Raw genomic sequence first — 21,990 nt, forward strand, 5'->3', positions numbered from 1 at the left:
GATCGATCAGACCCCGGAGGGTTTCGGTGACCTCAGCGCAGGACGAGAGCAAGACTTCAGTGGACGAATTCAAGCTCACGCAGGCCGACGTCGCCTTGCTCGAAAAGGCCATGTTCGAGGTCAAGCGGGTCATCGTCGGACAGGATCGACTGGTCGAGCGGATCCTCGTCGGCCTGCTCGCACGTGGACACATCTTGCTCGAAGGTGTTCCGGGCGTGGCCAAGACGTTGGCTGTCGAGACGTATGCAACCGTCGTGGGCGGATCGTTCTCGCGGGTGCAGTTCACCCCCGACCTCGTGCCCACCGACCTCATCGGTACCCGGATCTACCGTCAGGGCCGCGAAGAGTTCGACACCGAACTCGGTCCGGTTGTGGCCAACTTCCTGCTCGCCGATGAGATCAACCGGGCGCCGGCCAAGGTCCAGTCGGCACTGCTCGAGGTCATGGCCGAGCGGCACGTGTCGATCGGTGGGACGACGTACCCGATGCCCGATCCGTTCCTCGTGATGGCGACGCAGAACCCCATCGAGAACGAGGGCGTCTACCCGCTGCCGGAAGCCCAGCGAGATCGCTTCCTGTTCAAGGTGCTGGTGGACTATCCCGCGATGGAAGAAGAGCGCGAGATCGTCTACCGCATGGGCAACAAGCCGCCGACGGCCAAGCCGGTGCTCGATCCGGTGACGATGGTGCGCCTGCAGAACGTCGCGGCCAACGTGTTCGTCCACCATGCGCTTGTCGACTACGTCGTGCGGGTCATCCACGCGACGCGTTTTCCGGCCGAGTTGGGCCTGAAGGACGTGGCCGGATGGCTCTCGTACGGCGCTTCGCCGCGTGCGACCCTGGGCATCATCGCCGCCGCCAGGGCGCTGGCGCTGGTACGCGGACGTGACTATGTCGTGCCGCAGGATGTCGTCGAGGTCATTCCGGATGTCTTGCGGCACCGGTTGGTGCTCAGCTATGACGCGCTCGCCGACGAGGTGGACGCCGACACGATCATCACCCGCGTCCTCCAGACGATCGGGCTGCCACAGGTCAGCGCCCAGACGCTGAACACCGGACCGGCCGCGCCTGCGCAGGCGAACGCCCAACACCCGAACAATCAGCCGCACCAGCAGCCTCCGCAACAATCGGTGGGCCATCAGCAGCCCGGCTACCCGCAGCAGGGTGGCTATCGGCAACAGCCGAATCCGCTGACCAAGCCTGCCGCAGCGCAGGGTGGCCCGGGACAGGGCAACCAGTCGCACTATGGCGGATAACAGCGCACTTCCGTCATTTGGCGCGGGCACGCTGGAAGATCCCAAACTGACGGCAGCACTGAAGACGCTGGAGATCGTTGTTCGTCGCAAGCTCGATGGCGTACTCCAGGGCGACCACCTCGGTTTGATCCCGGGACCGGGCACCGAGCCGGGGGAGGCCCGCCCGTACCAGCCCGGCGACGACGTCCGGCGGATGGACTGGTCGGTCACGGCGCGGACCACACAGCCACATGTGCGACAGATGGTCGCCGACCGTGAACTCGAGACGTGGCTGGTGGTCGACATGTCCGCGAGTCTGGACTTCGGCACGGTCAACACCACCAAACGTGATCTCGCGGTGGCCGCCTGCGCTGCGATCGCGCATCTGACGCTCGGTGGCGGCAACCGGATGGGTGCCGTTGTCTGTACCGGCGACAAGGTGGTCCGCATCCCGGCCCGCGGCGGTCGCGCGCATGCACTCGACACCCTCAAGACCATCGCCACCACCACTCGTTCGAGTGAGGGCGTGCGGGGCGACCTGCATGCCGGGATCGATGCGCTGCGCAGGCCAGAGCGCCGCCGGGGTCTGGCCGTTGTGGTCAGCGATTTCCTGGGACCGATCGACTGGGATCGCCCGTTGCGCGCGATCTCCGGCCACCATGACGTCCTTGGCGTGGAGGTTCTCGATCCCCGCGATATGGAGCTGCCCGATGTCGGAGAGGTCGTCTTGCGCGACGCCGAATCCGGTCAGATCCGCGAGCTCACCATCACCGACAAGGTCCGTGCTGATTTCGCCCGCGCCGCCGAGGATCATCGACAGCAGGTGGAGCGGACCCTGAGGCGTTGTGGCGCACCGACTCTCGCGCTGCGCACCGACCGTGACTGGATCGCCGATGTGGTCCGGTTCATCGCGCAGCGTCGCCGCGGAATGAATGCGGGGTCGACCCGATGAGCTGGTTCGATCTCGCGTCACCGTGGTGGCTGCTGGTCCTGCTCGCCGTCGTCGGCCTCATCGCCGGCTACATCTACATGCAGCGCAGGCGCCAGAGCCGGGCCCTCAAGTTCGCCAATCTCGATCTGCTCAACCGTGTCGCACCCAAAACCCAGAACCGGGCCCAGCACATACCGATCGTGCTGATGGTCCTCGCGTTGGCGGTGCTGGTGGTGGCGATGGCCGGACCGCAGGCCGATCGCAAGGTGCCCCGGAACAAGGCAACGGTGATCCTGGTGATCGACGTCTCGCGGTCGATGGACGCCACCGATGTCTCGCCGTCGCGGCTGAAGGCTGCACAAGAAGCGGGCAAGAAGTTCGCCGACGAACTCACCGAGGGGATCAACCTCGGGCTGATCTCGTATGCGGGGACCGCGACCACCCTGGTGTCACCGACCCCGAACCGTCAGGCCACCAAAGACGCAATCGACAAGTTGACGCTCGACGACAAGACCGCGACCGGCGAGGGCATCCTGGCCGCGATGACGCAGATCAAAACCCTCAACGCCGTCCTCGGCGGGGAAGAGGGTGCACCGCCGGCCCAGATCGTGTTGCTCTCGGACGGAAAAGAGACCGTCCCCGACGATCCGGACGACCCGCGTGGCGCGTTCACCGCGGCCCGTAAGGCCAAAGAAGAACGGATCCCGGTCAACACGATCTCGTTCGGTACCTCGACCGGAACCGTCGATCTCGAAGGTGACCGGATCCCGGTGCCCGTCGACGACGAATCGCTCCAGCGGATCGCGCAATTGTCCGGGGGCAAGTTCTTCACCGCGTCGAGCCTCGACGAGCTGAACCAGGTGTACGAGAACCTGCAGAATCAGATCGGTTACGAGACCCAGCGTGGCGATGCGTCCCGGCCGTGGCTGATCGTCGGCACACTGCTGGTGTTGGCGGCCGCGGTGAGTGCGGTAGCAATCAACAGGCGGCTCCCGTGATGGGGCCTGTTAAACGTCGACAGTGGGCAAAGCGATAGGTTGACCGTCATGGCTGACAGCAATACGAAGGTATCCCGCTCGGTTCTCGTCACCGGTGGCAACCGTGGAATCGGTTTGGCGATCGCACAACGGCTTGCCGCCGATGGCCACAAGGTGGCCGTCACGCATCGCGGCTCAGGAGCCCCCGAGGGACTGTTCGGGGTCAAGTGCGACGTCACCGACAACGACTCCATCACCGCAGCTTTCAAGGCGGTCGAGGAGCACCAGGGGCCGGTCGAGGTTCTGGTGTCCAACGCCGGGATCACCGACGACACCCTGCTCATGCGGATGACCGAGGAACAATTCGAAAAGGTCATCGACGCCAACCTCACCGGCTCGTTCCGGGTCTCCAAAGCAGCCTGCCGATCGATGCTGCGCAAGCGTTGGGGCCGGTTCATCTTTCTCGGTTCCGCCGTCGCGATGATGGGCACGCCGGGCCAGATCAACTACGCCTCGTCCAAGGCAGGCGTGATCGGCATGGCGCGATCGCTCACCCGTGAACTCGGGTCGCGCTCTATTACCGCCAACGTCGTCGCACCCGGACTCATCGAGACGGACATGACCGACGAGTTGCCCGCCGAATACAAGGAGCAGGCCGTCAAATTGATCCCGGCGGCTCGCATCGGACAGCCCGAAGAGGTCGCCGCTGTTGTCAGCTGGCTTGCCTCGGACGACTCCTCTTATGTCTCCGGCGCGGTCATCCCCGTCGACGGTGGCCTCGGAATGGGTCACTGAGACTCCGGTCAGACCCGGCGTTTCATCAGCATTTACGCACCACCGACACACGAAACCACCTCGAGGGAGCAGACATTGAGCGGGATACTCGACGGCAAGACAGTTCTGATCACCGGAATCATCACTGATTCCTCGATCGCGTTCCACGCTGCCGCCATGGCACAGGAACAGGGCGCACGCGTGATCATCACCGGATTCGACCGCCTGCGGTTGATCGACCGGATCGCTCAGCGTCTACCGAAGGAAGTGCCGCCTGCGCTCGAGTTGGACATCACCAACGAGGACCACCTCGGAACCCTCGCCGATCGCCTCAAGGAGATCGCTCCCGAGGGCATCGACGGTGTCCTGCACTCCATCGCGTTCGCTCCGCGCACCCTGATGGGCCCGGAGGCCAAGCCGTTCCTCGAAGGACCCGGACCCGATGCGGCACAGTCGTTCCAGGTGTCGGCGTGGAGTTATGCGGCGCTCGCCCGGGCGGTGCTGCCCGCGATGAACGAGGGCGGATCGATCGTCGGCATGGATTTCGATCCCCGGACGTCGATGCCGTATTACAACTGGATGGGTGTGGCCAAGGCCGCACTGGAATCGGTGAACCGCTACGTGGCCCGCGAAGTCGGCGAGGCCAAGAAGATCCGGTCGAACCTGGTGGCCGCAGGCCCGATCAAGACCCTTGCCGCCAAGGCGATCGCCGGCACCGCGACCGGTGATGCCAAGAAGCTCAGCCAGCTCAACGAATACTGGGATGGCGCGTCGCCGATCGGCTGGAACGTCGATGATCCCTCGGTGGTCGCCAAATCGGTCTGTGCGCTGCTCTCGGACTGGCTGCCCGGTACCACCGGGTCGATCGTCTACGTCGACGGTGGCGCGAGCCACAACACCTGGCTCCCCGAAGGTTTCGCGACGGAGTGATCATGACAACCGGTTTCGACGCCGTCCTGGTCTTGTCCTTCGGTGGACCGGACAAGCCGGACGACGTCCGGCCATTCCTCGAGAACGTCACCCGGGGGCGTGGTGTGCCACCGGAACGCCTTGATGAGGTTGCGCAGCACTACCTCCACTTCGGTGGGGTGTCGCCGATCAATGCACTGAACAAGGCGATGATCAGCTCGCTCGAAGCCGAGCTCGACCGGGTCGGCATCAATCTGCCGGTCTATTTCGGAAACCGCAACTGGCATCCGATGATCGAGGACACTCTCGCGCAGATCCATGCTGACGGATATCGGCGGGTCCTGGTCTTTCCGACCTCGGCGTGGGGTGGCTATTCCGGGTGCCGCCAGTACGACGAGGACATCACTCGTGGGCTGACCTCACTCGGAGCCGATGCCGGGGACATGTTCATCCGCAAGCTGCCGCAGTACTGGCAGCACCCCGCGATGACGGCGTCGTGGGCCGATTCGATCGCGGCCGCCAAAGCCGGACTGCCAGAAGAACTCCGCGACGACGCACGGCTGGTGTTCACCGCTCATTCCATTCCGCTCTCGGCCGACCGGGCGGCAGGTCCACCCGCTGACGGTGGGCAACTCTACAGCAGGCAGGTCGCGGCGGCATCCGCACTGGCCGCCGATGCCGCGGGTTTCGCGGAGTTCGATCAGGTGTGGCAATCACGGTCGGGCCCGCCGCAGATCCCGTGGCTCGAACCGGATATCTGCGATCACCTCGAGACCGTCGCAGGCCGCGGCGTCCGGGCCGTGATCGTGTGCCCGATCGGTTTCGTCTCCGACCACCTCGAGGTGGTGTGGGATCTCGACAACGAGGGCCGAGAGAAGGCGCAAGAGCTCGGCCTGGGCTACGCGCGGGCGTCAACGGTGGGGACGGACCCGCGGTTCATCGCGATGATCACCGAACTCATCGCCGAACAGTGCAGCGGCGGCGTCGAGTTCAGGCTCGGCATGACGGACAACGGGGCACCCTGCGCACGCGGTTGTTGCGAACCCGTCCGTCGTCCTGCATAGCTCGCCAAACACAGCTGGTCTCAGACGTGGTTGCTGGAGACCAATTCGTCGATGACGGCATTGGTGGCACTCATCCGTGCGATCCGGACCGTACGACCGAGCTCGCGCAAGGCCGTATCACCACTCTGCTGCTGACCGGCGACGATCCCGAAGTCAGGTGCCGCAGCGCTGGCCACCGACAGGATGGCGGCCACGTGCGCGGCCTGTTCGAGGATGCGTTCGGCCCGCGGATTGACCCCGGGCGGTAGTTGCTGGGCGGCGAGTCGAGTCATTTGCGCCACCACGTCGCGGGGGTCGGGGCGCCCTTCGGCGGACGACGTGCGCGGCATCCGCAGACCGGCGAGGATCTGGGTCGCCGACCGAATGCCCTCGCGCAGTTCGTATTCGACCTCACTGAGGGAATGTGTGATGGGGATCGCGGGAGTACCGGTGAGTGTGTGCACACCCCAGCCGACGGTGTAGCGGTCCAGTCGGCGGGGGATGAGTGCGAAACGTCCGGGTACCACCAGCAGTTCGCCGGCTTCGAGTGCGGCCGTGGTGACCGGACCCCGCGGCGGCAGGCCGAGCATGTCGCCGGGTGCGACCAGGAGCAAGGCCAGGCCATGGGTGGAGCCCTCGCGGACCAGGCGCAGGAGTGCGTCACTCTCCTCGCCGTCGGGATTCAATGAAAGTTCCTGGGCGGCAGCAGCATCCGCCGCGATGACGCGGTGCCGCGAACTCCACCGACCGAGCACGTCGAGCAGGTCATCGGGGGAGTAGCGACCCGACTGCCACGCCGCACCCCACGCACCGAGGGCACTACCGATGCCCGCGGTGTCGGTCGGATACTCAAAAACGTTGTCGGTCATCACAGCCTTCACTTCTTCGTTGCGTCTGGGCCGATCTTACTGCCGGTGCCGCGGCTCGGCGTGGCAAGCACCGTGGCTCCTGGCCGGGCCCTAACGTGGTGCCGGTGAACAGCAATGGTTCTGATCGTTATGGTCGAGATGTCCTGTCCGGACCGCGGAAGAGCACCCGGCCCGTCGTCCCCGAGGTCGCTGCCGAGCGTGACCTCGTCGTCGAGGATGCGGCCAGCGGATTCTGCGGCGCCGTGGTCGGCTTCGAACGCAGCTACGACGGAGAGTTCGTGCGACTGGAAGACCGTCGGGGACTGACCCGGATCTTCGCGATGCGGCCCGCTGCGTTCCTGATCGACGGCAAAACTGTCACATTGATCAAACCGGTGGTGAAGGCACCGTCGGCACCGGCACGAACGGCGTCCGGTTCACGGACGGTGGCCCGGCAGCGGGCCCGGGTCGCCCGGGCGAGCCGCCTGTTCGTCGAAGGCGTTCACGATGCGGCTTTGATGGAACGGATCTGGGGCGACGATCTGCGCGTCGAAGGCATCGTTGTCTCGAGCCTCGACGGCCTCGACAATCTCGATGAAGCACTTGCCGAGTTCGAGCCCGGCCCCACCCGCCGGGCCGGCGTCCTCGTGGACCACCTGGTGGCCGGTTCCAAGGAATCCCGGCTCACCGAGCGGGTCGGCGAACATGTCCTGGTCACCGGGCATCCGTACATCGACGTCTGGGAAGCGGTGAAGCCCGCCGCGGTGGGGATCAAGGCCTGGCCGAAGATCCCGCGGGGTATCGACTGGAAGACCGGTATCTGCCAGGAATTGAACTGGGGTACACCGCAAGACGGCTGGCGGAAGGTGAACTCGTCCGTGTCGAGTTTCCGTGACATCGAGGTTCCACTGATCCGGGCTGTCGAGGAACTGATCGATTTTGTGACCGCAGTCGAATAACGAAACTACCCAGACTCACTTTGCGTGGCACAGTGGATGTGTGAGCGCAGTCATCTGGCTCGTGGCCGGACTGATACTGATCGGCGCTGAGGTCCTCAGCGGCGATCTGATCCTGCTCATGCTCGCCGGCGGCGCATTGACCGCGGCCGGGGTCAACGCAGTCTTCGGCACACCGCTGTGGGTCGACGGCACCGTTTTCGCCCTGATGTCGCTGCTCTTGCTGTTTGCTGTCCGTCCGGTTGCCAAGCGACACATGTACAACCGTCCCCGGCTGGCCACCAACACCGAAGGTCTGATCGGCCGTCACGGCGTGGTCGTTGCTGCCATCGACGGCGATTCCGGACAGGTCAAGTTCGACGGAAGTGTGTGGTCGGCGCGGGCCGCGCATCCAGCTGACCGGTTCGCCGAGGGCGAATCGGTGACGGTTCTCGACATCGAAGGCGCCACCGCCGTGGTGTGGAAAGGATGAGCACCATGCTGGTCGGACTGGTGGTGATCGTGGTTCTGGTCTTGGTTGTGGCCGTGATCCTGGTGAAGTCGGTCGCGCTGATCCCGCAGGCCGAGGCGGCGGTGATCGAGCGTCTGGGCCGATACATCAAAACCACGTCCGGGCAGCTCACACTCCTGATTCCGTTTGTCGACCGCATCCGGGCCCGCATCGATCTGCGGGAGCGGGTGGTCTCATTCGCACCGCAGCCGGTCATCACCGAGGACAACCTCACGGTCAACATCGACACCGTCGTCTACTTCCAGGTCACCACCCCGCAGGCCGCGGTCTATGAGATCAACGACTACATCGTCGGTGTGGAACAGCTGGCCACGACCACGCTGCGCAACGTGGTCGGCGGGATGACCCTCGAAGAGACCCTGACCTCGCGTGAGTACATCAATGCGCAGCTGCGCGGTGTGCTGGACGAGGCCACCGGTCGCTGGGGTCTGCGGGTGGCCCGAGTGGAGCTGAAATCGATCCTGCCGCCGCCCTCCATCCAGGAATCGATGGAAAAGCAGATGAAGGCCGACCGCGAGAAGCGCGCCACGATCCTGGCCGCCGAGGGCCAGCGCGAATCGGCGATCAAGACTGCGGAGGGCAACAAGCAGAGTCAGATTCTCTACGCCGAGGGCGCCAAGCAGGCGGCGATCCTCACTGCCGAGGGCAATCGGCAATCGCTCATCCTGCAGGCGCAGGGTGACCGGGCTGCGCAATACCTGCGCGCCCAGGGTGAGGCCAAGTCGATCGAGAAGGTCTTCGCCGCGATCAAGGCCGCCAAGCCCACGCCCGAACTGCTGGCCTACCAGTATCTGCAGCAGCTTCCGGAGATGGCGAAAGGCGAGGCCAGCAAGGTGTGGGTGGTCCCGAGCGACTTCGGTTCGGCACTACAGGGTTTCGCCAAATCGTTCGGGATCCGGTCTGATGACGGTGTCTTCCGCTATGAGGCCCCTGCCGACGACAGTCCGGCGCCGGTCGATGAGTCCGACATCGCCCACTGGTTCGAGAAGGCCACCGATCCCGTGGTCGCGCAGGCTGTGGCCGCGGCCGAAGCAGTTGCCCGGACACCGATAGCCGATCAGCCTCCGCTGTCGGCCCGTCCGCTCGAGCCCACACTCCCGGCTCCCGGTCAGTACCAGGCCCCGGCCGGTAGTGACGCCGCGCAGGACAAACCTGCACAAGGCTGAGACATCGGCCGTTGCGCAGTACCCGCGGGCGCTGTCAGTGCACCAGCAGGTAGGCCGCACCGGCGGTCGCCGCGGCCCAGACGACCGAGGCGAGCGTCCCGATGATGAACTGCTCGGCCGCACCCGGTTCGCGGAGTTCGGGATAGCGGCCGAGCCCTTTGATTGCGAGCACGATGGCGATGGCCTCGGGCCATTGCAGACCGAGTGCTGCGACCACCACAATGCGTTCGAGATACCCGATGACGCGGCCACCACGTAGCGGGGTCGGTATCGGCGCCGGATCGGTCCCCGGGTTCGGTGGCGGCGTGGGGGTGTCGAGTTGCCAGGGTTCGATACCACCCAGCAGGAGCGCCGCCCGCACCATCAGGGTGCCGCCGGTGACCGCAGCGGCAACGGTCAGGCAATGGATCACCACCGCTCCGGCGCCTGCGGCCGGATCGGCGACCAGTCCCAGGATCGCCACCAGCCCGAGCACTGCCGGCGCGATCATCGCCGCAGCGATGTTCATCGGGCGCCCGTGCCCGAGAGGCAGTCGACTGATCAGCAGGGGCAGGCATGCGGTCACTGCCAGCAACACGACGGCCGCGATGATCACGGGTGCGCGACCTCGAGTAGATGGGTGGCGAGCACGCGGGTGTCCTCCTCGATATGCCAGTCCGCGGCCTGAAGTCGTTGCGACATCGCCTGCGGTGTGATCCCGAGTGTGGCAGCCGCCTCTGACTGACTGTGGCCCAGGCGCATCTGCCGGACCGCTTCCTGTCCGGCGGCGCTACGTCCGGCGGCGGTGCGGACGAGCAGTCGCAGCGCGGTTTGTGCATGACCGTCCGCAGCAGTGCCGAATCCGACCACGCTCACGCGGTATCGGGTGTTCTTCGCAGATGTGACGGCCTCCCGGGCCCGCTCGAACGCCTGCCCGCGACCGGCCCGGGTCTGCTCCGGCAGGGGGAGTTCGACGTCACCGATCCCGACGCCGATGCTCCAATGACCGTCGGCGGCCAGGATCGTCACCGCGTCGGTGACAGCGGCGGGATCGTCGAGGACCGCCTGTAGTTCGTCACCTGCGGTCCGATCGAAGGGCCGGATGGTCGGCACGACGGCAAGAGCGGCGAGGGCTGCCGGAACCCGATCCGGTTCGCTTCGGCTACGTCGCTGATCGATCGTCAGTACATACATTGCATCCTCCGCACCGATTCAGACACAGGAGCTATCAAGGATTGAACCTTGAGTGGAGACTATCAAGTAAATGGACTTGATAGTAGACAGTCAAGCTTTTTAACTTGATGCGACCGGGTTGGAGTCCGAGGGATTCGAACGTCCGGCGCCGCCTTGAGCTTCCGGTTCGTCGTGCGTCGGTTCATTGACTTCAAGGCGGGCATTGACTCCCAGGCGGGCATCGACGATCAGTCCGATCACTCCGACGCTGAACAGGCCGGCCGACAGCACCAGTGACCAGATGTCGCCCTCGCCGGTGAGTGCATCACCGAGCAGGACCACCGCTGCGGTCCCGGGCAACACCCCGACAACGGTCGCGAGCAGATATGGCACGAACTTGATCGACGAGAGTGCCGCCATGTAGTTGGTCACCGAGAACGGGCACGCGGCGATCAGGCGCAGCGACCCGACCGCGAGCCATCCGCGCCGCTCCATGCGCACCTCGACCGCGCGGGTGACCGGGTAGTGGAGATAGGGCTGAATGCGGGCCCGGCCGAATCTGCGAACCAGGAAGAAGGCCGCCACCGCCGCGAAGGTCGTCGCCAACATGGCACCGGAGAAACCGACCGCCGGGCCGAAGAGCAGCCCCGACGCAACGGTGAATGCGGACCGCGGAATCGGGAAGATCACGATGATCGCGTACGCGACGAAAAAGAACCAGACAAACGCCGGGCCGAACGAATCGGCCCACTCCCGGAATCGGGAGACCGATGGGATGGGCGCCAGGTAGGCGGCGAGCAGGACCGCGATCACAGCTATGAGCCCGATCACAGCTCGGGTCACCGCGGCCTGACGGGTGACTCGACCTTTGGTTTTCACGGCCCCAACCATACGGCCGACCGCGGGGCCTGCGGGTGTGCGCGACACCACTGCGATAGCACCCACCTCGACTTATGGCCCGAGTGATCGATCGGATAGTGTCGATTCCACGTTCTGATGCGACCGAGATCACGACGTCACCAGCCGATCGAAGGGCTCACCCCGAATGCCGGATACCCATTCCGACCTCCAAGACCTGGAGGCCAGTTACCAGCGATGGTCCGACTCTGCCGCGCAGGTGCTGGCCAAGTCCAAGCGGATCGACGCCGCGGACCTGAGCGACAGCCCCGAAGCACTGCTGTCGACCATCACGCCGGACGAACTGGTCATCAAGCCGCTGTACACACGACGCGACGAGCTCGACGAGCCGGGCCTTCCGGGTTCGTACCCGTTTGTCCGCGGCAGCGACGCCACCCGCGATGTGAACATGGGTTGGCGCGTCACCGAGCGCTTCGGTGATCCCACCGGAGAACCCCAGGATCCGAAGGCGCTCAACGCCGCGATCCTGGAGGCACTCGACAACGGTGTGAGCGGTTTGTGGTTGGCGGTCGGCGAGAACTCGATCGCCCCCGAGCAGCTGGCCGCAGTCCTGGCCGGGGTGTTCCTCGACCTCGTTCCGGTCACCGTCGACGCCGGTGCCCACGGAATCGATGCGGCCCGCGCCCTGCAGGCGCTGCTGCCCGAGACCGCGTCGCTGAGCACCGTCGCCTCATACGGCCTGGCGCCGTTGACCGCGGCCCTGTCCGGTCGGCCGACCGTCGAGCTCTCGGATGCGATCGCGATTGCCCGAGAATCGGGAGCCGGCGTCCGGGCCATCCGCGTCGACGGCACCGACTTCGCACTCGGCGGGGCCACCGACGTCCAGGAGCTGGCCTTTGTGGTGGCCGCGGGTGTCGAATACCTGCGTGAGCTCACCGTCTCCGGCCTCGACATCGACAAAGCGCTGGCGCAGTTGACCTTTGCGTTGTCGGCCACCGACGATCAGTTCGGCACGATCGCCAAGTTCCGGGCGATCCGGCGGCTGTGGGGCCGCGTGGCACAGGTCAGCGGTGCACCGTCGGCGGGCGCAGCGGTGACCCACGGTGTCACTGCGCTGAGCATGATGAGTCAGCGTGATCCCTGGGTGAACATGCTGCGTGTCACGACCGCGACGTTCGGTGCCGGAGTCGGTGGCGCCGACCAGATCACGGTGCTGCCGTTCGATGCTGCGCTGGCACCGGCCGATCGCACAACCAACCCGAGCTTTTCGCGCCGCATGGCCCGCAACACGCAGTTGCTGCTCCTCGAGGAGTCCAACGTCGCCAAGGTCATCGACCCGGCGGGCGGCTCCTGGTTCGTCGAGTCCCTGACCGACGACCTCGCCGTCGCTGCCTGGGCGTTGTTCCAGGAGATCGAGGGCAAGGGCGGATACCGTCAGGCGCTGGCCGACGGCTGGATCGCCGAGCAGATCGCCAAGTCGGTCGAGGCCCGCGACAATGCGGTGGCGCACCGCACCACCGCGCTCACCGGTATCAACGAGTTCCCGAACCTGGGGGAGAAGCCCCTCGGTACCGCAGGCGCGGCAGATGTTGCCGACCAGCCCGCATCGGCACCCAACCTGGCGCGGATCGCGCGGCCTTTCGAGCGTCTGCGCGATCGATCCGATGCGTACCTCGCCGCTCACGGCCGTCGTCCCACGGCGATCATGCTGCCGCTGGGCTCGGTGGCCGAACACAACGGCCGCACCACGTTCGTCGCCAACCTGTTGGCTGCCGGTGGTATCGAAGCGGTCAATCCCGGTCCGCTGGACGGTGATTCGGTGGCCGCTGCGATCTCGGCGGCCGGCAATCCTGCGGTCGCAGTGCTGTGTGCGGCAAATCCTCGTTATGGGTCCGACGGCGGCGGCGCCCTTCAGGCAGCCCGCGCCGCCGGGGTCGAAACCGTGCTGTTGGCCGGTCCGCCCAAGGCCTGGACCGACGCCGCAGATACCCCGGATGGATTCCTGCAGGTCGGTATCGACGCCATCACCACGTTGACCGACCTGTTCGACAAGATCGAGGCGAAGAGCTGATGACCAGTACCCAAAAGAAAATCGCGAGTTTCGCCGATGTCCCGCTGTCGGATGCGGCAGCAGCACCTGTAGCCGGTGACAGTGACAAGCTGATCTCCGATCTGGCTCAGGCGCACGGATATTCGACCGAGCAGGTCACCTGGAGCACGCCGGAGCAGATCGACGTGAAGCCGATCTTCACCCGTGCCGACCGTGACGCGGTGACCGCCGACGGCGAGCATCCGTACCCGCTCGACACCGTGCCGGGTTCGGTGCCGTTCCTGCGCGGTCCGTATCCGACGATGTACGTGAACCAGCCGTGGACGATTCGGCAGTACGCCGGTTTCTCCACCGCGGCCGAATCCAACGCCTTCTACCGTCGTAACCTCGCGGCCGGTCAGAAGGGTCTGTCGGTGGCATTCGACCTGGCCACCCACCGCGGCTACGACTCCGACCATCCTCGGGTGGCCGGTGACGTCGGTATGGCCGGTGTGGCAATCGATTCCATCCTCGACATGCGTCAGCTGTTCGACGGCATCGACCTCGGGTCGGTGTCGGTCTCGATGACGATGAACGGCGCCGTGCTGCCGATTCTCGCGCTGTATGTTGTGGCCGCCGAGGAGCAGGGTGTGCCTCCGGAGAAGCTCGCCGGGACCATCCAGAACGACATCCTCAAAGAGTTCATGGTCCGAAACACCTACATCTATCCGCCGAAGCCGTCGATGCGGATCATCTCGAACATCTTCGAGTACACCAGCCTCAAGATGCCGAAGTTCAACTCGATCTCGATCTCCGGCTACCACATCCAAGAGGCCGGTGCCACAGCCGATCTGGAGTTGGCGTACACCCTCGCCGACGGCATCGAGTACCTGAGGGCAGGCGTCGACGTCGGTCTCGACATCGACAAGTTCGCACCCCGGCTCTCGTTCTTCTGGGCCATCGGCATGAACTTCTTCATGGAGGTCGCGAAACTTCGTGCGGCGCGGCTCATCTGGAGTGAGCTCGTGGCGAAGTTCGACGCACAGAACCCGAAATCGTTGTCGCTGCGTACACATTCGCAGACCTCGGGCTGGTCGCTGACCGCACAGGATCCGTTCAACAACGTTGCGCGGACCTGCATCGAGGCGATGGCCGCGACCCAGGGTCACACCCAGTCGCTGCACACCAACGCTCTCGACGAGGCGCTGGCACTGCCGACCGATTTCTCGGCACGTATCGCCCGTAACACCCAGCTGCTCCTGCAGCAGGAGTCGGGCACCACGCGTCCGATCGATCCGTGGGCCGGATCGAACTACGTCGAGTGGCTGACACACGAACTCGCCAACAAGGCGCGTGCGCACATCGCCGAGGTCGAAGAGGCCGGCGGCATGGCGCAGGCCATCAACGAGGGCATCCCGAAGCTGCGGATCGAAGAGGCTGCGGCACGTACGCAGGCCCGGATCGACTCCGGCCAGCAGCCGGTGATCGGCATCAACAAGTATCAGGTCGACGAGGACCAGGAGATCGAGGTCCTCAAGGTCGAGAACTCGAAGGTCCGCGGCGAGCAGATCGAGAAGCTGGAAAGGCTTCGCGCCAGCCGTGATTCGGCAGCCGTGGAGACCGCACTGGCCAACCTGACGAAGGCCGCGGCCTCGTCCGAGGGCGGCCTGGAGAACAACTTGATGGCGCTGGCGATCGAGGCGGCCCGCCATCAGGCCACAGTCGGCGAGATCTCCGAGGCACTGGAGAAGGTCTACGGCCGCCATCAGGCAGAGATCCGCACCATCAGTGGTGTGTACCGACACGAGGCCGGAACCGTGCAGAACATCGACGACGCCATCGATCTGGTCAACAAGTTCGCCGAAGCAGAAGGTCGGCGCCCGCGCGTGCTGGTCGCGAAGATGGGCCAGGACGGCCATGACCGCGGACAGAAAGTGATCGCGACCGCCTTTGCCGACCTCGGCTTCGACGTCGACGTCGGCCCGCTGTTCCAGACCCCGGACGAGGTGGCACTGCAGGCCTCGGACAACGACGTGCATGTCGTCGGTGTCTCGTCGTTGGCGGCAGGTCACCTCACCTTGGTGCCCGCACTGCGCGATGCACTCGCGAAGGTCGGGCGCAGCGACATCATGATCGTGGTCGGCGGTGTCATCCCGCCCGGCGACTTCGACGAGTTGTACGAGGCAGGCGCTGCCGCGATCTTCCCTCCGGGAACGGTCATCGCCGACTCCGCCGTGGAGCTGATCAAGAAGCTCGCTGTTGAATTAGGGCATGAATTGGGAACCGGGGCTTGAGCTGACTTCGTGAGGGTGAGTGGAGTACATGCCTAGACCCCCTTTGGATCTGGCTGCGCTGGCCGATGCCGTCCGCGCCGACAAACGACCTGATCTGGCTCGAGCCATCACACTGGTCGAATCGACGCGGGCGGATCACCGCGCCCAGGCACAGGAATTGCTGCTGTCACTGGGGACCGACCCGGGTAAGTCCTACCGGGTCGGCATCACCGGCGTTCCCGGCGTCGGCAAATCGACGACCATCGAAACGCTCGGTATGTACCTGATCGAGCAGGGACACAAGGTTGCCGTACTGGCAGTGGATCCGTCGTCGACCCGTACCGGCGGATCGATCCTCGGTGACAAGACCCGGATGGGTCAGCTGTCGGTACACCCGAACGCCTACATCCGGCCGTCGCCGACGTCGGGCACCCTCGGCGGTGTCGCGAAGGCAACCCGCGAGACGATCGTGCTGCTCGAGGCCGCTGGTTTCGACGTGGTGTTGGTCGAGACCGTGGGCGTCGGGCAGTCCGAGGTCACGGTGGCGGGCATGGTCGACGTGTTCTGCTTCCTGACCCTCGCGCGCACCGGGGATTCGTTGCAGGGCATCAAAAAGGGTGTCCTGGAACTCGCCGACATCGTGGTCGTGAACAAGGCTGACGGCAAATATCTGACCGACGCCAAGAATGCGGCCCGAGAGTTGCAGGGCGCATTGCGTCTGTTGACGCCGCATGAGGCGATCTGGCGTCCTCCGGTGCTGACGATGAGCGCCATCGAGGGGACCGGAGTTGCCGAGTTCTGGGAGACCGTCCTCAAGCACAAGGAAGTCCTCAGTGCGGCAGGCGAATTCGAGGCCCGGCGCAGCCGTCAGCAGGTCGAGTGGATGTGGGCGATGGTGACCGACCAGCTCTTGCGCCGGCTCGACGCAGATCCCGAGGTCCGGGCGATCCGCAACAGCGTCGAAAGCGACGTACGGTCCGGCACGCTCACCCCGGCACTGGCCGCCGCGGCGATCGTCAAGGCCTTCGACAGCTAACGGCTTGCGTCGTAGGCCACCAGGCCGGCGACCACGACGTCATAGCCTGCGCAGACCGGTGGATACCAGCCGGGCAGCTTCGACGAATGGTCCTGGGTGTGCAGATAGTCGAACCCGGCATGGGCCATCCACCCGGCTGCGGCGATGGTGCGGGCCGGGCCTGTCGGAAGCAATGCGGCGCAGGCGGCGACCGCACCGGCGGCGGCCAGAGCGACGACCTCACGCCGTACGGCGCCCGGATCCGCGCCACGCCATGAACGCGTGAGCGGATAAACGGCAGCGGCCACCGGCAGACCTGCGCCGATGACCACGATGCGTGCTCGGGGTGAGAGGCGATCGCCGATGGCCAGGTTCACCCCGGCGGCCAGAGCGGCACCTGCTCCGATGGCCAACAGTTCTTTCGAAACAGCTGTCGCAGATGGCATCGTCGCACCTATCGTCGGGGAACCGTCCCATCGTGCACGGCGACCGCAAACGCCGCAATCCGTTCGATCAGATCGTCGAAGAAAAGGTCCGCATCGGTGGTTGTCGCGATCTCGGCGTTGACCGGACGATTCCAGAAACCACGTTCGTCGGCGACCGTCGTGCCGCGGGTCAGCGTTCCGTCGATCTCGACATCGACACAGGCGAGCCGGGTGCCTGTCACCGAAGGATCGAGCGCGACTGCCGCGGCGAACGGATCGTGCATGTGCGCGATGTAGCCCTCGGATTGCGCTTCGTGGAACTCGAAGTAGAACCGGACCGCATCGACGAGATGGCGGACGATCACGTTGTCGGCCACGGAACGGGTTCCGGGTTCGTCATCCGGTCCCGGCTGCTCGACCGGACTCGATTCGGCCAGCGCGGCCAACCGCCCGAGATGGTCGGGGGTCATCCGGATGGTCTCGGTGAGGTCGAGGGGGCAGATGATCGGACGAGGTGCACCGTCCTGACCAAAGGCTGCGAACACCTCCTTCGCGGCCTCCGGATCCACGGCGATGTTCCACTCCGTGGTCGGGGTGGTGTTGCCACTCTGATGGAACACCCCACCCATGATGACCAGGCGGCGAAGTCTGCTCGGCAGCAACGGATCCCGTCGGATGGCCAGGGCCAGATTGGTCAACGGGCCGGTCACCAGACCCACGTACTCGCCGGGACTTTCGGCAGTCAGCTCGATCCAGGCGTCGGCCGCATCCCGATGGGACTGCATGGATGTCGCAACCGGTAGTTCGGCGTATCCGATGCCCATCGGGCCATGGGTTTCCTCGGTGGTCATCAACGGCGCCTCGAGTGGTCCGTCGGCGCCGACGCACACCTCGATGTCGTCGCGGCCGCAGAGCTGCAGCCAGGCCAGGTTGTTGGCGCAGACGACGTCGGTCGGGACATTCCCACCGGTGGACAGGACGGCCCGGACATCTGCCGACGGGTGCGCGAGGAGGTAGAGCAAGGCCAGGGAATCATCGATTCCGGTGTCACAGTCGAAGATGAGGGGCACTGAAATCACCATTCGACCCTAGTCGACCTCGGTGTCACTGCCTGAGTCGAGCGCAGGAACTGCAGCGACGAGCGTCTGATGCCAGGCCGCCCAGCGATCGGGGAAGCACCGCCCCAATAGATCGAGCATGATCGGGAAGGCAGTGGATGCGCCAGGTGAGGCGCCGAGGAGTCCGGCGGCCGTCCCACCGGCGCTGACAGTCAGTTCCGTACCCATTCGCAGTTCGCCGATTCCGGATCCGGGTGGTGAAGCCGGCGTAAGGATCGAACAGCAGCGATTCGGACCCGCCGACCCAGGAATGGCCCATCGAGAGCCGGGTCAGCGCTACGAGGCTGCGTTGACGATGGCAGTGCAAACTTCAACCGGGTGAGTTTCAGGTAGCCAGTGCCCGCCGCCGGCCAAGGCGATGAACTTGATATCAGGAACGGTGTCGACGGTCCTGCGCGCTGCGGCAGGGCCGAGAAATGAGTCGTCTTCGCCCCACAGGTAGGTGGTCGGCGGAACATCGTGCTGGTGCCGGTCCGGCGACTTGCCGACCTTTAGGGCTGAACGCGGCCACAAGCGTTCGATGAGCATCTGGCGGTACCAATTCAGCGACGCACTCGCTCGGCCAGCGTCTTCTCGCATGAGATCTCGGTAGTAGGTTGCACGTTCGGCAGGGAGACCACTTCGGACGAGGAACTTGTCAAGGAACTTAGCGAGGAAGGCCTCGGGCACACGGGGGACAGCGATCGCAGTGATGTACCAGCTACGAAGCGCTTGGTCGCTTCGTGACATTGCCCAAGCCAAGGCGGTGGGGTGCGGCGTGGAGATGATCGTGACCGACAAAAAGAGATCGGGGTAGGTTTGCCGGAGCGTCCAGAGAAGCGAGCCGCCCCAGTCGTGGCCGACCACGTGGACTGGTCCACCTATGGTCTGGACCAGAGCCACAACGTCGCTGGTAAGACAAGCGACCGAGTAGCTGCGCCGATCCTGCGGCCGCGCGGTGGAGGAGTATCCACGGAGATCGGGTGCATACGAACGGTAACCACGGTCCGCAAGCAGGGCTGCGACTTCGATCCAGCTCGACGAATCTTGCGGAAAACCGTGGAGCAAGACGACCGGGTCGCCGTCGGGGGGACCCGACACAGTCACGGGGAAGGTCAGGGAGTCCGAGGTGAAGGTGTCCAAGAGGAGTTCCTTTTCGGGTTGGCAGATTGAAGGATTCGACACGACACGAGTCCCGTTGGTGCCTCCGTGGACGATAGCGGAGTTCGGTGCCTGGCTTGAAAAGAGTTCGACCGCGAGTTGATCCTCAAGCCTGGCCAGCGCACCGGGGCGCGTTCGACAGCAATGAGGCGCGCGGCCGGGATTCTGGGGACTCGCGTGGCTGTATGGATGGATTGGTCTCGACCCACACGCCACGCAGGGCGCGGACCTGCTGCAGATGCCGCCAGCCTGGGGCCGGCTGCAGTGCCTTCGCTGTTGGCGGGTTTCTACGCCGAGGCACCACAAGTGCGACTCTCATTGCGCCAGGCCCACGCCGCCGAACTCGTCCACGGCCTCATGACCGGAGAGCTCGACCTCGCGATCGTGATTCCGCAGCGCTCGGAATTGCCGTCGTTGCCGCTGAGTCGACAAGAGTTGCGGCTGAACGTATCTCGGTACCATCACCTCGCCGGCCATGGCACGGTCGACCTCGGCGATCTGGCCGCGGAGACGTTCATTGCTAACCCGCCCACCTTCAACCTCCGCACACTTCTCGAAAGTTGCTGCGACGATGCCGGATTCATCCCGAAAGTGGCGCTGGAGATCGCCGAGTTCGACACGGTGCGCGAATTGGTCGCCCGAGACCTCGGTATCGCAATCTTGCCGGGCGCCGAGATATCTCGCGGTGACGTGGTCGAAATCCCGATGAGCGGCAGCTACACCCGGGCAATTTCGCTGGCTGCACGCCCAGGGCGGATGACACCTGCCGCGACCCGGCTGCGTGACCACCTACGCAGGCATGCCAGCTTCTGAGACCGAAAAGGCGGTCACCTCACTGCCCGAGAACTATTCATAGGTGGGCATTTTCGTGCGGATGCCGTCAGGGCGTCGTGGGCTTGTCCTTGTCGTCGATAACCGTCGGCGGACCGCCGGGGTGCGGCGCGCCGCCCTCGTTGAGCCAGTCGGCGATCTCAGCGGCATCGTCGCTGGTGACGGGCCGGCGCCTGCTGAAAAGGGACTTGACCTTGTTTCCTATCTTCGACATGCGTTGATGTTACCGACGTGGATGGAGTGCGAAGCCGATTGACGCCTGCGGGGGATCGCACACCTGCGCGGGGACTGTTCAAGACCCATCGATGCTGATAATCTGATCACATACGTTTCCACTTTAGCGGCTTCGTTGCCTGTCGAGAGGACATCGATGACCATCGCAGAATCCGGCCCCCAGGTGCGCGCCGTCCCGCCCGGTGAGGGCGAAGACTCGTTGATCAACAACGCCGACAACGACATCGAACTGGTCCCACCGGACTCCATCACCGCTGAGCAGACCGGCCATTTCACCTTTCTCCCGATCAACGGTGCGGCCTTTGTCATGCAGGTGATGCACCCGGTGATCGGCGATGTCGTCGGGAAGTACTCGGTGTTCCGGACCGATCCCGCAGGCCGCGCGATCCGCTCGATCGATTCGGTGCTGCGCTGGGTCTATGGCGGTGAAGAGGCAATCGCCGAGGGTCATCGCCTTCGCAAGATGCATCAGCCGCTGCAGATGAAGAACGCCGAGGGCAAGCACATCAGCGCACTGAATCCCGAGGCGTACCAGTGGGTCATCGCCACCGCGTTCCCGACAACACTGGCGGCCGGACCGCTTTTGATTGGAAGGGAATTCAACGAAGAAGAGAAGTTGGAAATCCTGCGTGACAACCGCCGGATCGCCAAGATCGTGCAGGTGCCGATGAGGGGTTACCCCGAAACGATCGGGGAGTTCAACGAGTACTTCGACGACTTCGTCAGCAACAAGCTCGTTGCCCACGAGGTCGCGCTGACGCTCATCAAACAGATGCGCGAAGCACCGCCACTTCCGCCATCTGTGCCGGAAAGTCTGCGGCCGGCCACACGTGCGGTGGCGAAGTTCGCCAGCAAGCCGGTACAAGACCTGAACTACCTCACCACCGTCGGTGTGATGGATCCCCGGGTCCGTGAGATCCTCGGCCTGACGTGGAGCAACAAGGAGCAGCGCGATCTGGAACGGATGCACAAGGTGATCCGTGGGTCGTACAAGGTGCTACCGGAACGGCTGACGTACTTCCCGCTGGCCTATCACGCCCGCCGCCACCATGCCGCGATCCAGGCCATGAAAAAGCGTGAGAACGCTGGTGCGGCCTACAAGGTGCGCGAACGTCAGGCCTGATCGGAAACTGAAGCCGTCACCACAATCTCGAGGCCGATCCCGACGTCACAGATCGAGAGCCGACGGACGTCAGTACGAGTTTGCGAACTCTCGAGCTGATACAGCCCACTTTCCTTTGATGGGAAGAAACTCGTTGTTGTCGAGAAGCCTCCGTAGCGTGGGCTGCTTGTCAGCGGCGTGTTGCCACGCCAATTCGGCCAAGTCCTTGGAACTCATTCCCGAGTTTTCTTCGTCGTCGAACAATTCGTATTCCAGATGACCTGCCAGAGTTCGCGACCATTTGGCCTGCAGAGCGAGTAGCAGATCGTTTCTGTGCTCAAAGATGGTGGTGACTGCCGGAACTTCCTCGAATGGCAGTGAGTTTTGCCCGGTGCGGTGAGCATGGTTCAGCACTGCGTCGATTGCGCTGGTCCGTCGGTGAAAGTCGTCCCATCCCATGATG

General features: G+C 64.8%; 23 protein-coding genes and 1 pseudogene. 14 read left to right on the forward strand and 10 right to left on the reverse strand.

Annotation, left to right across the window (positions count from 1 at the left end):
- Positions 1–110: 110 nt before the first annotated feature.
- From AC1TQG_RS18990 to AC1TQG_RS19015, 6 genes are all read left to right on the forward strand, one after another.
- Positions 111–1,256 (forward strand): AAA family ATPase, encoded by a 1,146-nt coding sequence (locus tag AC1TQG_RS18990; RefSeq protein WP_482139915.1) that lies wholly within the window; start codon positions 111–113, stop codon positions 1,254–1,256.
- Entirely contained in the window at positions 1,246–2,187 is a 942-nt protein-coding gene (locus AC1TQG_RS18995) for a DUF58 domain-containing protein (RefSeq protein WP_482139389.1), read from the forward strand. The genes AC1TQG_RS18990 and AC1TQG_RS18995 overlap by 11 nt, the downstream gene beginning before the upstream one ends.
- Entirely contained in the window at positions 2,184–3,164 is a 981-nt protein-coding gene (locus AC1TQG_RS19000; RefSeq protein ID WP_482139390.1) for a VWA domain-containing protein, read from the forward strand. Before AC1TQG_RS18995 ends, AC1TQG_RS19000 begins: the two co-directional genes overlap by 4 nt.
- A 48-nt stretch (positions 3,165–3,212) precedes the next feature.
- Positions 3,213–3,938, forward strand: coding sequence for a 3-oxoacyl-ACP reductase FabG1 (gene fabG1, locus AC1TQG_RS19005; protein ID WP_482139391.1), 726 nt, complete (start codon positions 3,213–3,215; stop codon positions 3,936–3,938).
- Between the two features lie 75 nt (positions 3,939–4,013).
- Positions 4,014–4,847: an NADH-dependent enoyl-ACP reductase InhA gene (gene inhA / locus AC1TQG_RS19010; RefSeq protein WP_482139392.1), complete on the forward strand. Its 834-nt coding sequence runs from the start codon at positions 4,014–4,016 to the stop codon at positions 4,845–4,847.
- 2 nt (positions 4,848–4,849) lie between these two features.
- On the forward strand, positions 4,850–5,890 hold the full coding sequence (locus tag AC1TQG_RS19015) for a ferrochelatase (RefSeq protein ID WP_482139393.1): 1,041 nt from the start codon (positions 4,850–4,852) through the stop codon (positions 5,888–5,890).
- A 20-nt stretch (positions 5,891–5,910) separates the two neighbouring features.
- On the opposite strand, the gene AC1TQG_RS19020 is transcribed toward AC1TQG_RS19015, so the two are convergent.
- Entirely contained in the window at positions 5,911–6,738 is an 828-nt protein-coding gene (locus AC1TQG_RS19020) for a hypothetical protein (RefSeq protein ID WP_482139394.1), read from the reverse strand.
- 98 nt (positions 6,739–6,836) lie between these two features.
- Between AC1TQG_RS19020 and AC1TQG_RS19025 the strand changes: the two genes are divergently transcribed.
- The 3 genes from AC1TQG_RS19025 to AC1TQG_RS19035 are packed head-to-tail and all read left to right on the forward strand — an operon-like array spanning position 6,837 to position 9,350.
- The gene (locus AC1TQG_RS19025) at positions 6,837–7,676 is read left to right on the forward strand and encodes a DUF3097 domain-containing protein (RefSeq protein ID WP_482139395.1); all 840 of its coding nucleotides are present in this window, start codon (positions 6,837–6,839) and stop codon (positions 7,674–7,676) included.
- Positions 7,677–7,716: 40 nt separating this feature from the next.
- Positions 7,717–8,145 (forward strand): NfeD family protein, encoded by a 429-nt coding sequence (locus AC1TQG_RS19030; RefSeq protein WP_482139396.1) that lies wholly within the window; start codon positions 7,717–7,719, stop codon positions 8,143–8,145.
- Positions 8,142–9,350 carry an SPFH domain-containing protein gene (locus tag AC1TQG_RS19035; protein ID WP_482139397.1) on the forward strand — a complete coding sequence of 403 codons (1,209 nt, stop codon included), beginning with the start codon at positions 8,142–8,144 and terminating at the stop codon, positions 9,348–9,350. The genes AC1TQG_RS19030 and AC1TQG_RS19035 overlap by 4 nt, the downstream gene beginning before the upstream one ends.
- 34 nt (positions 9,351–9,384) lie before the next feature.
- On the opposite strand, the gene AC1TQG_RS19040 is transcribed toward AC1TQG_RS19035, so the two are convergent.
- From AC1TQG_RS19040 to AC1TQG_RS19050, 3 genes are all read right to left on the reverse strand, one after another.
- On the reverse strand, positions 9,385–9,945 hold the full coding sequence (locus AC1TQG_RS19040) for a hypothetical protein (RefSeq protein ID WP_482139398.1): 561 nt from the start codon (positions 9,943–9,945) through the stop codon (positions 9,385–9,387).
- Positions 9,942–10,523: a hypothetical protein gene (locus AC1TQG_RS19045; protein WP_482139399.1), complete on the reverse strand. Its 582-nt coding sequence runs from the start codon at positions 10,521–10,523 to the stop codon at positions 9,942–9,944. The genes AC1TQG_RS19040 and AC1TQG_RS19045 overlap by 4 nt, the downstream gene beginning before the upstream one ends.
- A 99-nt stretch (positions 10,524–10,622) precedes the next feature.
- Positions 10,623–11,381 (reverse strand): TVP38/TMEM64 family protein, encoded by a 759-nt coding sequence (locus AC1TQG_RS19050; RefSeq protein ID WP_482139400.1) that lies wholly within the window; start codon positions 11,379–11,381, stop codon positions 10,623–10,625.
- A 166-nt stretch (positions 11,382–11,547) separates the two neighbouring features.
- On the opposite strand from AC1TQG_RS19050, the gene AC1TQG_RS19055 reads away from it, so the two are divergent.
- From AC1TQG_RS19055 to meaB, 3 genes are read left to right on the forward strand one after another with little or no spacing between them, the layout of a single operon-like run.
- Entirely contained in the window at positions 11,548–13,431 is a 1,884-nt protein-coding gene (locus tag AC1TQG_RS19055; RefSeq protein WP_482139401.1) for a methylmalonyl-CoA mutase family protein, read from the forward strand.
- Entirely contained in the window at positions 13,431–15,683 is a 2,253-nt protein-coding gene (gene scpA / locus AC1TQG_RS19060; protein WP_482139402.1) for a methylmalonyl-CoA mutase, read from the forward strand. Before AC1TQG_RS19055 ends, scpA begins: the two co-directional genes overlap by 1 nt.
- Before the next feature lie 28 nt (positions 15,684–15,711).
- A complete protein-coding gene (meaB, locus tag AC1TQG_RS19065) occupies positions 15,712–16,698 on the forward strand; it encodes a methylmalonyl Co-A mutase-associated GTPase MeaB (RefSeq protein WP_482139403.1) in 987 nt (328 codons plus the stop codon).
- On the opposite strand, the gene AC1TQG_RS19070 is transcribed toward meaB, so the two are convergent.
- The 4 genes and pseudogenes from AC1TQG_RS19070 to AC1TQG_RS19085 form a co-directional block, all read right to left on the reverse strand.
- Positions 16,695–17,123 carry a hypothetical protein gene (locus AC1TQG_RS19070; protein WP_482139404.1) on the reverse strand — a complete coding sequence of 143 codons (429 nt, stop codon included), beginning with the start codon at positions 17,121–17,123 and terminating at the stop codon, positions 16,695–16,697. The two genes, meaB and AC1TQG_RS19070, sit on opposite strands and share 4 nt — an antisense overlap.
- Positions 17,124–17,131: 8 nt before the next feature.
- A complete protein-coding gene (locus tag AC1TQG_RS19075) occupies positions 17,132–18,172 on the reverse strand; it encodes a nucleoside hydrolase (RefSeq protein ID WP_482139917.1) in 1,041 nt (346 codons plus the stop codon).
- 18 nt (positions 18,173–18,190) lie between these two features.
- Positions 18,191–18,412: pseudogene (locus tag AC1TQG_RS19080) on the reverse strand (malate:quinone oxidoreductase); the annotation flags it as partial.
- An 84-nt stretch (positions 18,413–18,496) separates the two neighbouring features.
- Positions 18,497–19,576 (reverse strand): alpha/beta fold hydrolase, encoded by a 1,080-nt coding sequence (locus tag AC1TQG_RS19085; RefSeq protein WP_482139405.1) that lies wholly within the window; start codon positions 19,574–19,576, stop codon positions 18,497–18,499.
- Here AC1TQG_RS19085 and AC1TQG_RS19090 point away from each other — a divergent pair.
- Positions 19,550–20,173, forward strand: coding sequence for a LysR substrate-binding domain-containing protein (locus AC1TQG_RS19090; RefSeq protein ID WP_482139406.1), 624 nt, complete (start codon positions 19,550–19,552; stop codon positions 20,171–20,173). The two genes, AC1TQG_RS19085 and AC1TQG_RS19090, sit on opposite strands and share 27 nt — an antisense overlap.
- A gap of 67 nt (positions 20,174–20,240) precedes the next feature.
- Here AC1TQG_RS19090 and AC1TQG_RS19095 read toward each other — a convergent pair whose 3' ends face one another.
- A complete protein-coding gene (locus tag AC1TQG_RS19095; RefSeq protein WP_482139407.1) occupies positions 20,241–20,405 on the reverse strand; it encodes a hypothetical protein in 165 nt (54 codons plus the stop codon).
- A gap of 156 nt (positions 20,406–20,561) precedes the next feature.
- Here AC1TQG_RS19095 and AC1TQG_RS19100 point away from each other — a divergent pair, with 156 nt between their 5' ends.
- Positions 20,562–21,548 (forward strand): oxygenase MpaB family protein, encoded by a 987-nt coding sequence (locus tag AC1TQG_RS19100; RefSeq protein WP_482139408.1) that lies wholly within the window; start codon positions 20,562–20,564, stop codon positions 21,546–21,548.
- Positions 21,549–21,617: 69 nt separating this feature from the next.
- On the opposite strand, the gene AC1TQG_RS19105 is transcribed toward AC1TQG_RS19100, so the two are convergent.
- Positions 21,618–21,986: a hypothetical protein gene (locus AC1TQG_RS19105; protein WP_482139409.1), complete on the reverse strand. Its 369-nt coding sequence runs from the start codon at positions 21,984–21,986 to the stop codon at positions 21,618–21,620.
- Positions 21,987–21,990: the final 4 nt, after the last annotated feature.

This window comes from Williamsia sp. Y844 (genome assembly GCF_056786475.1).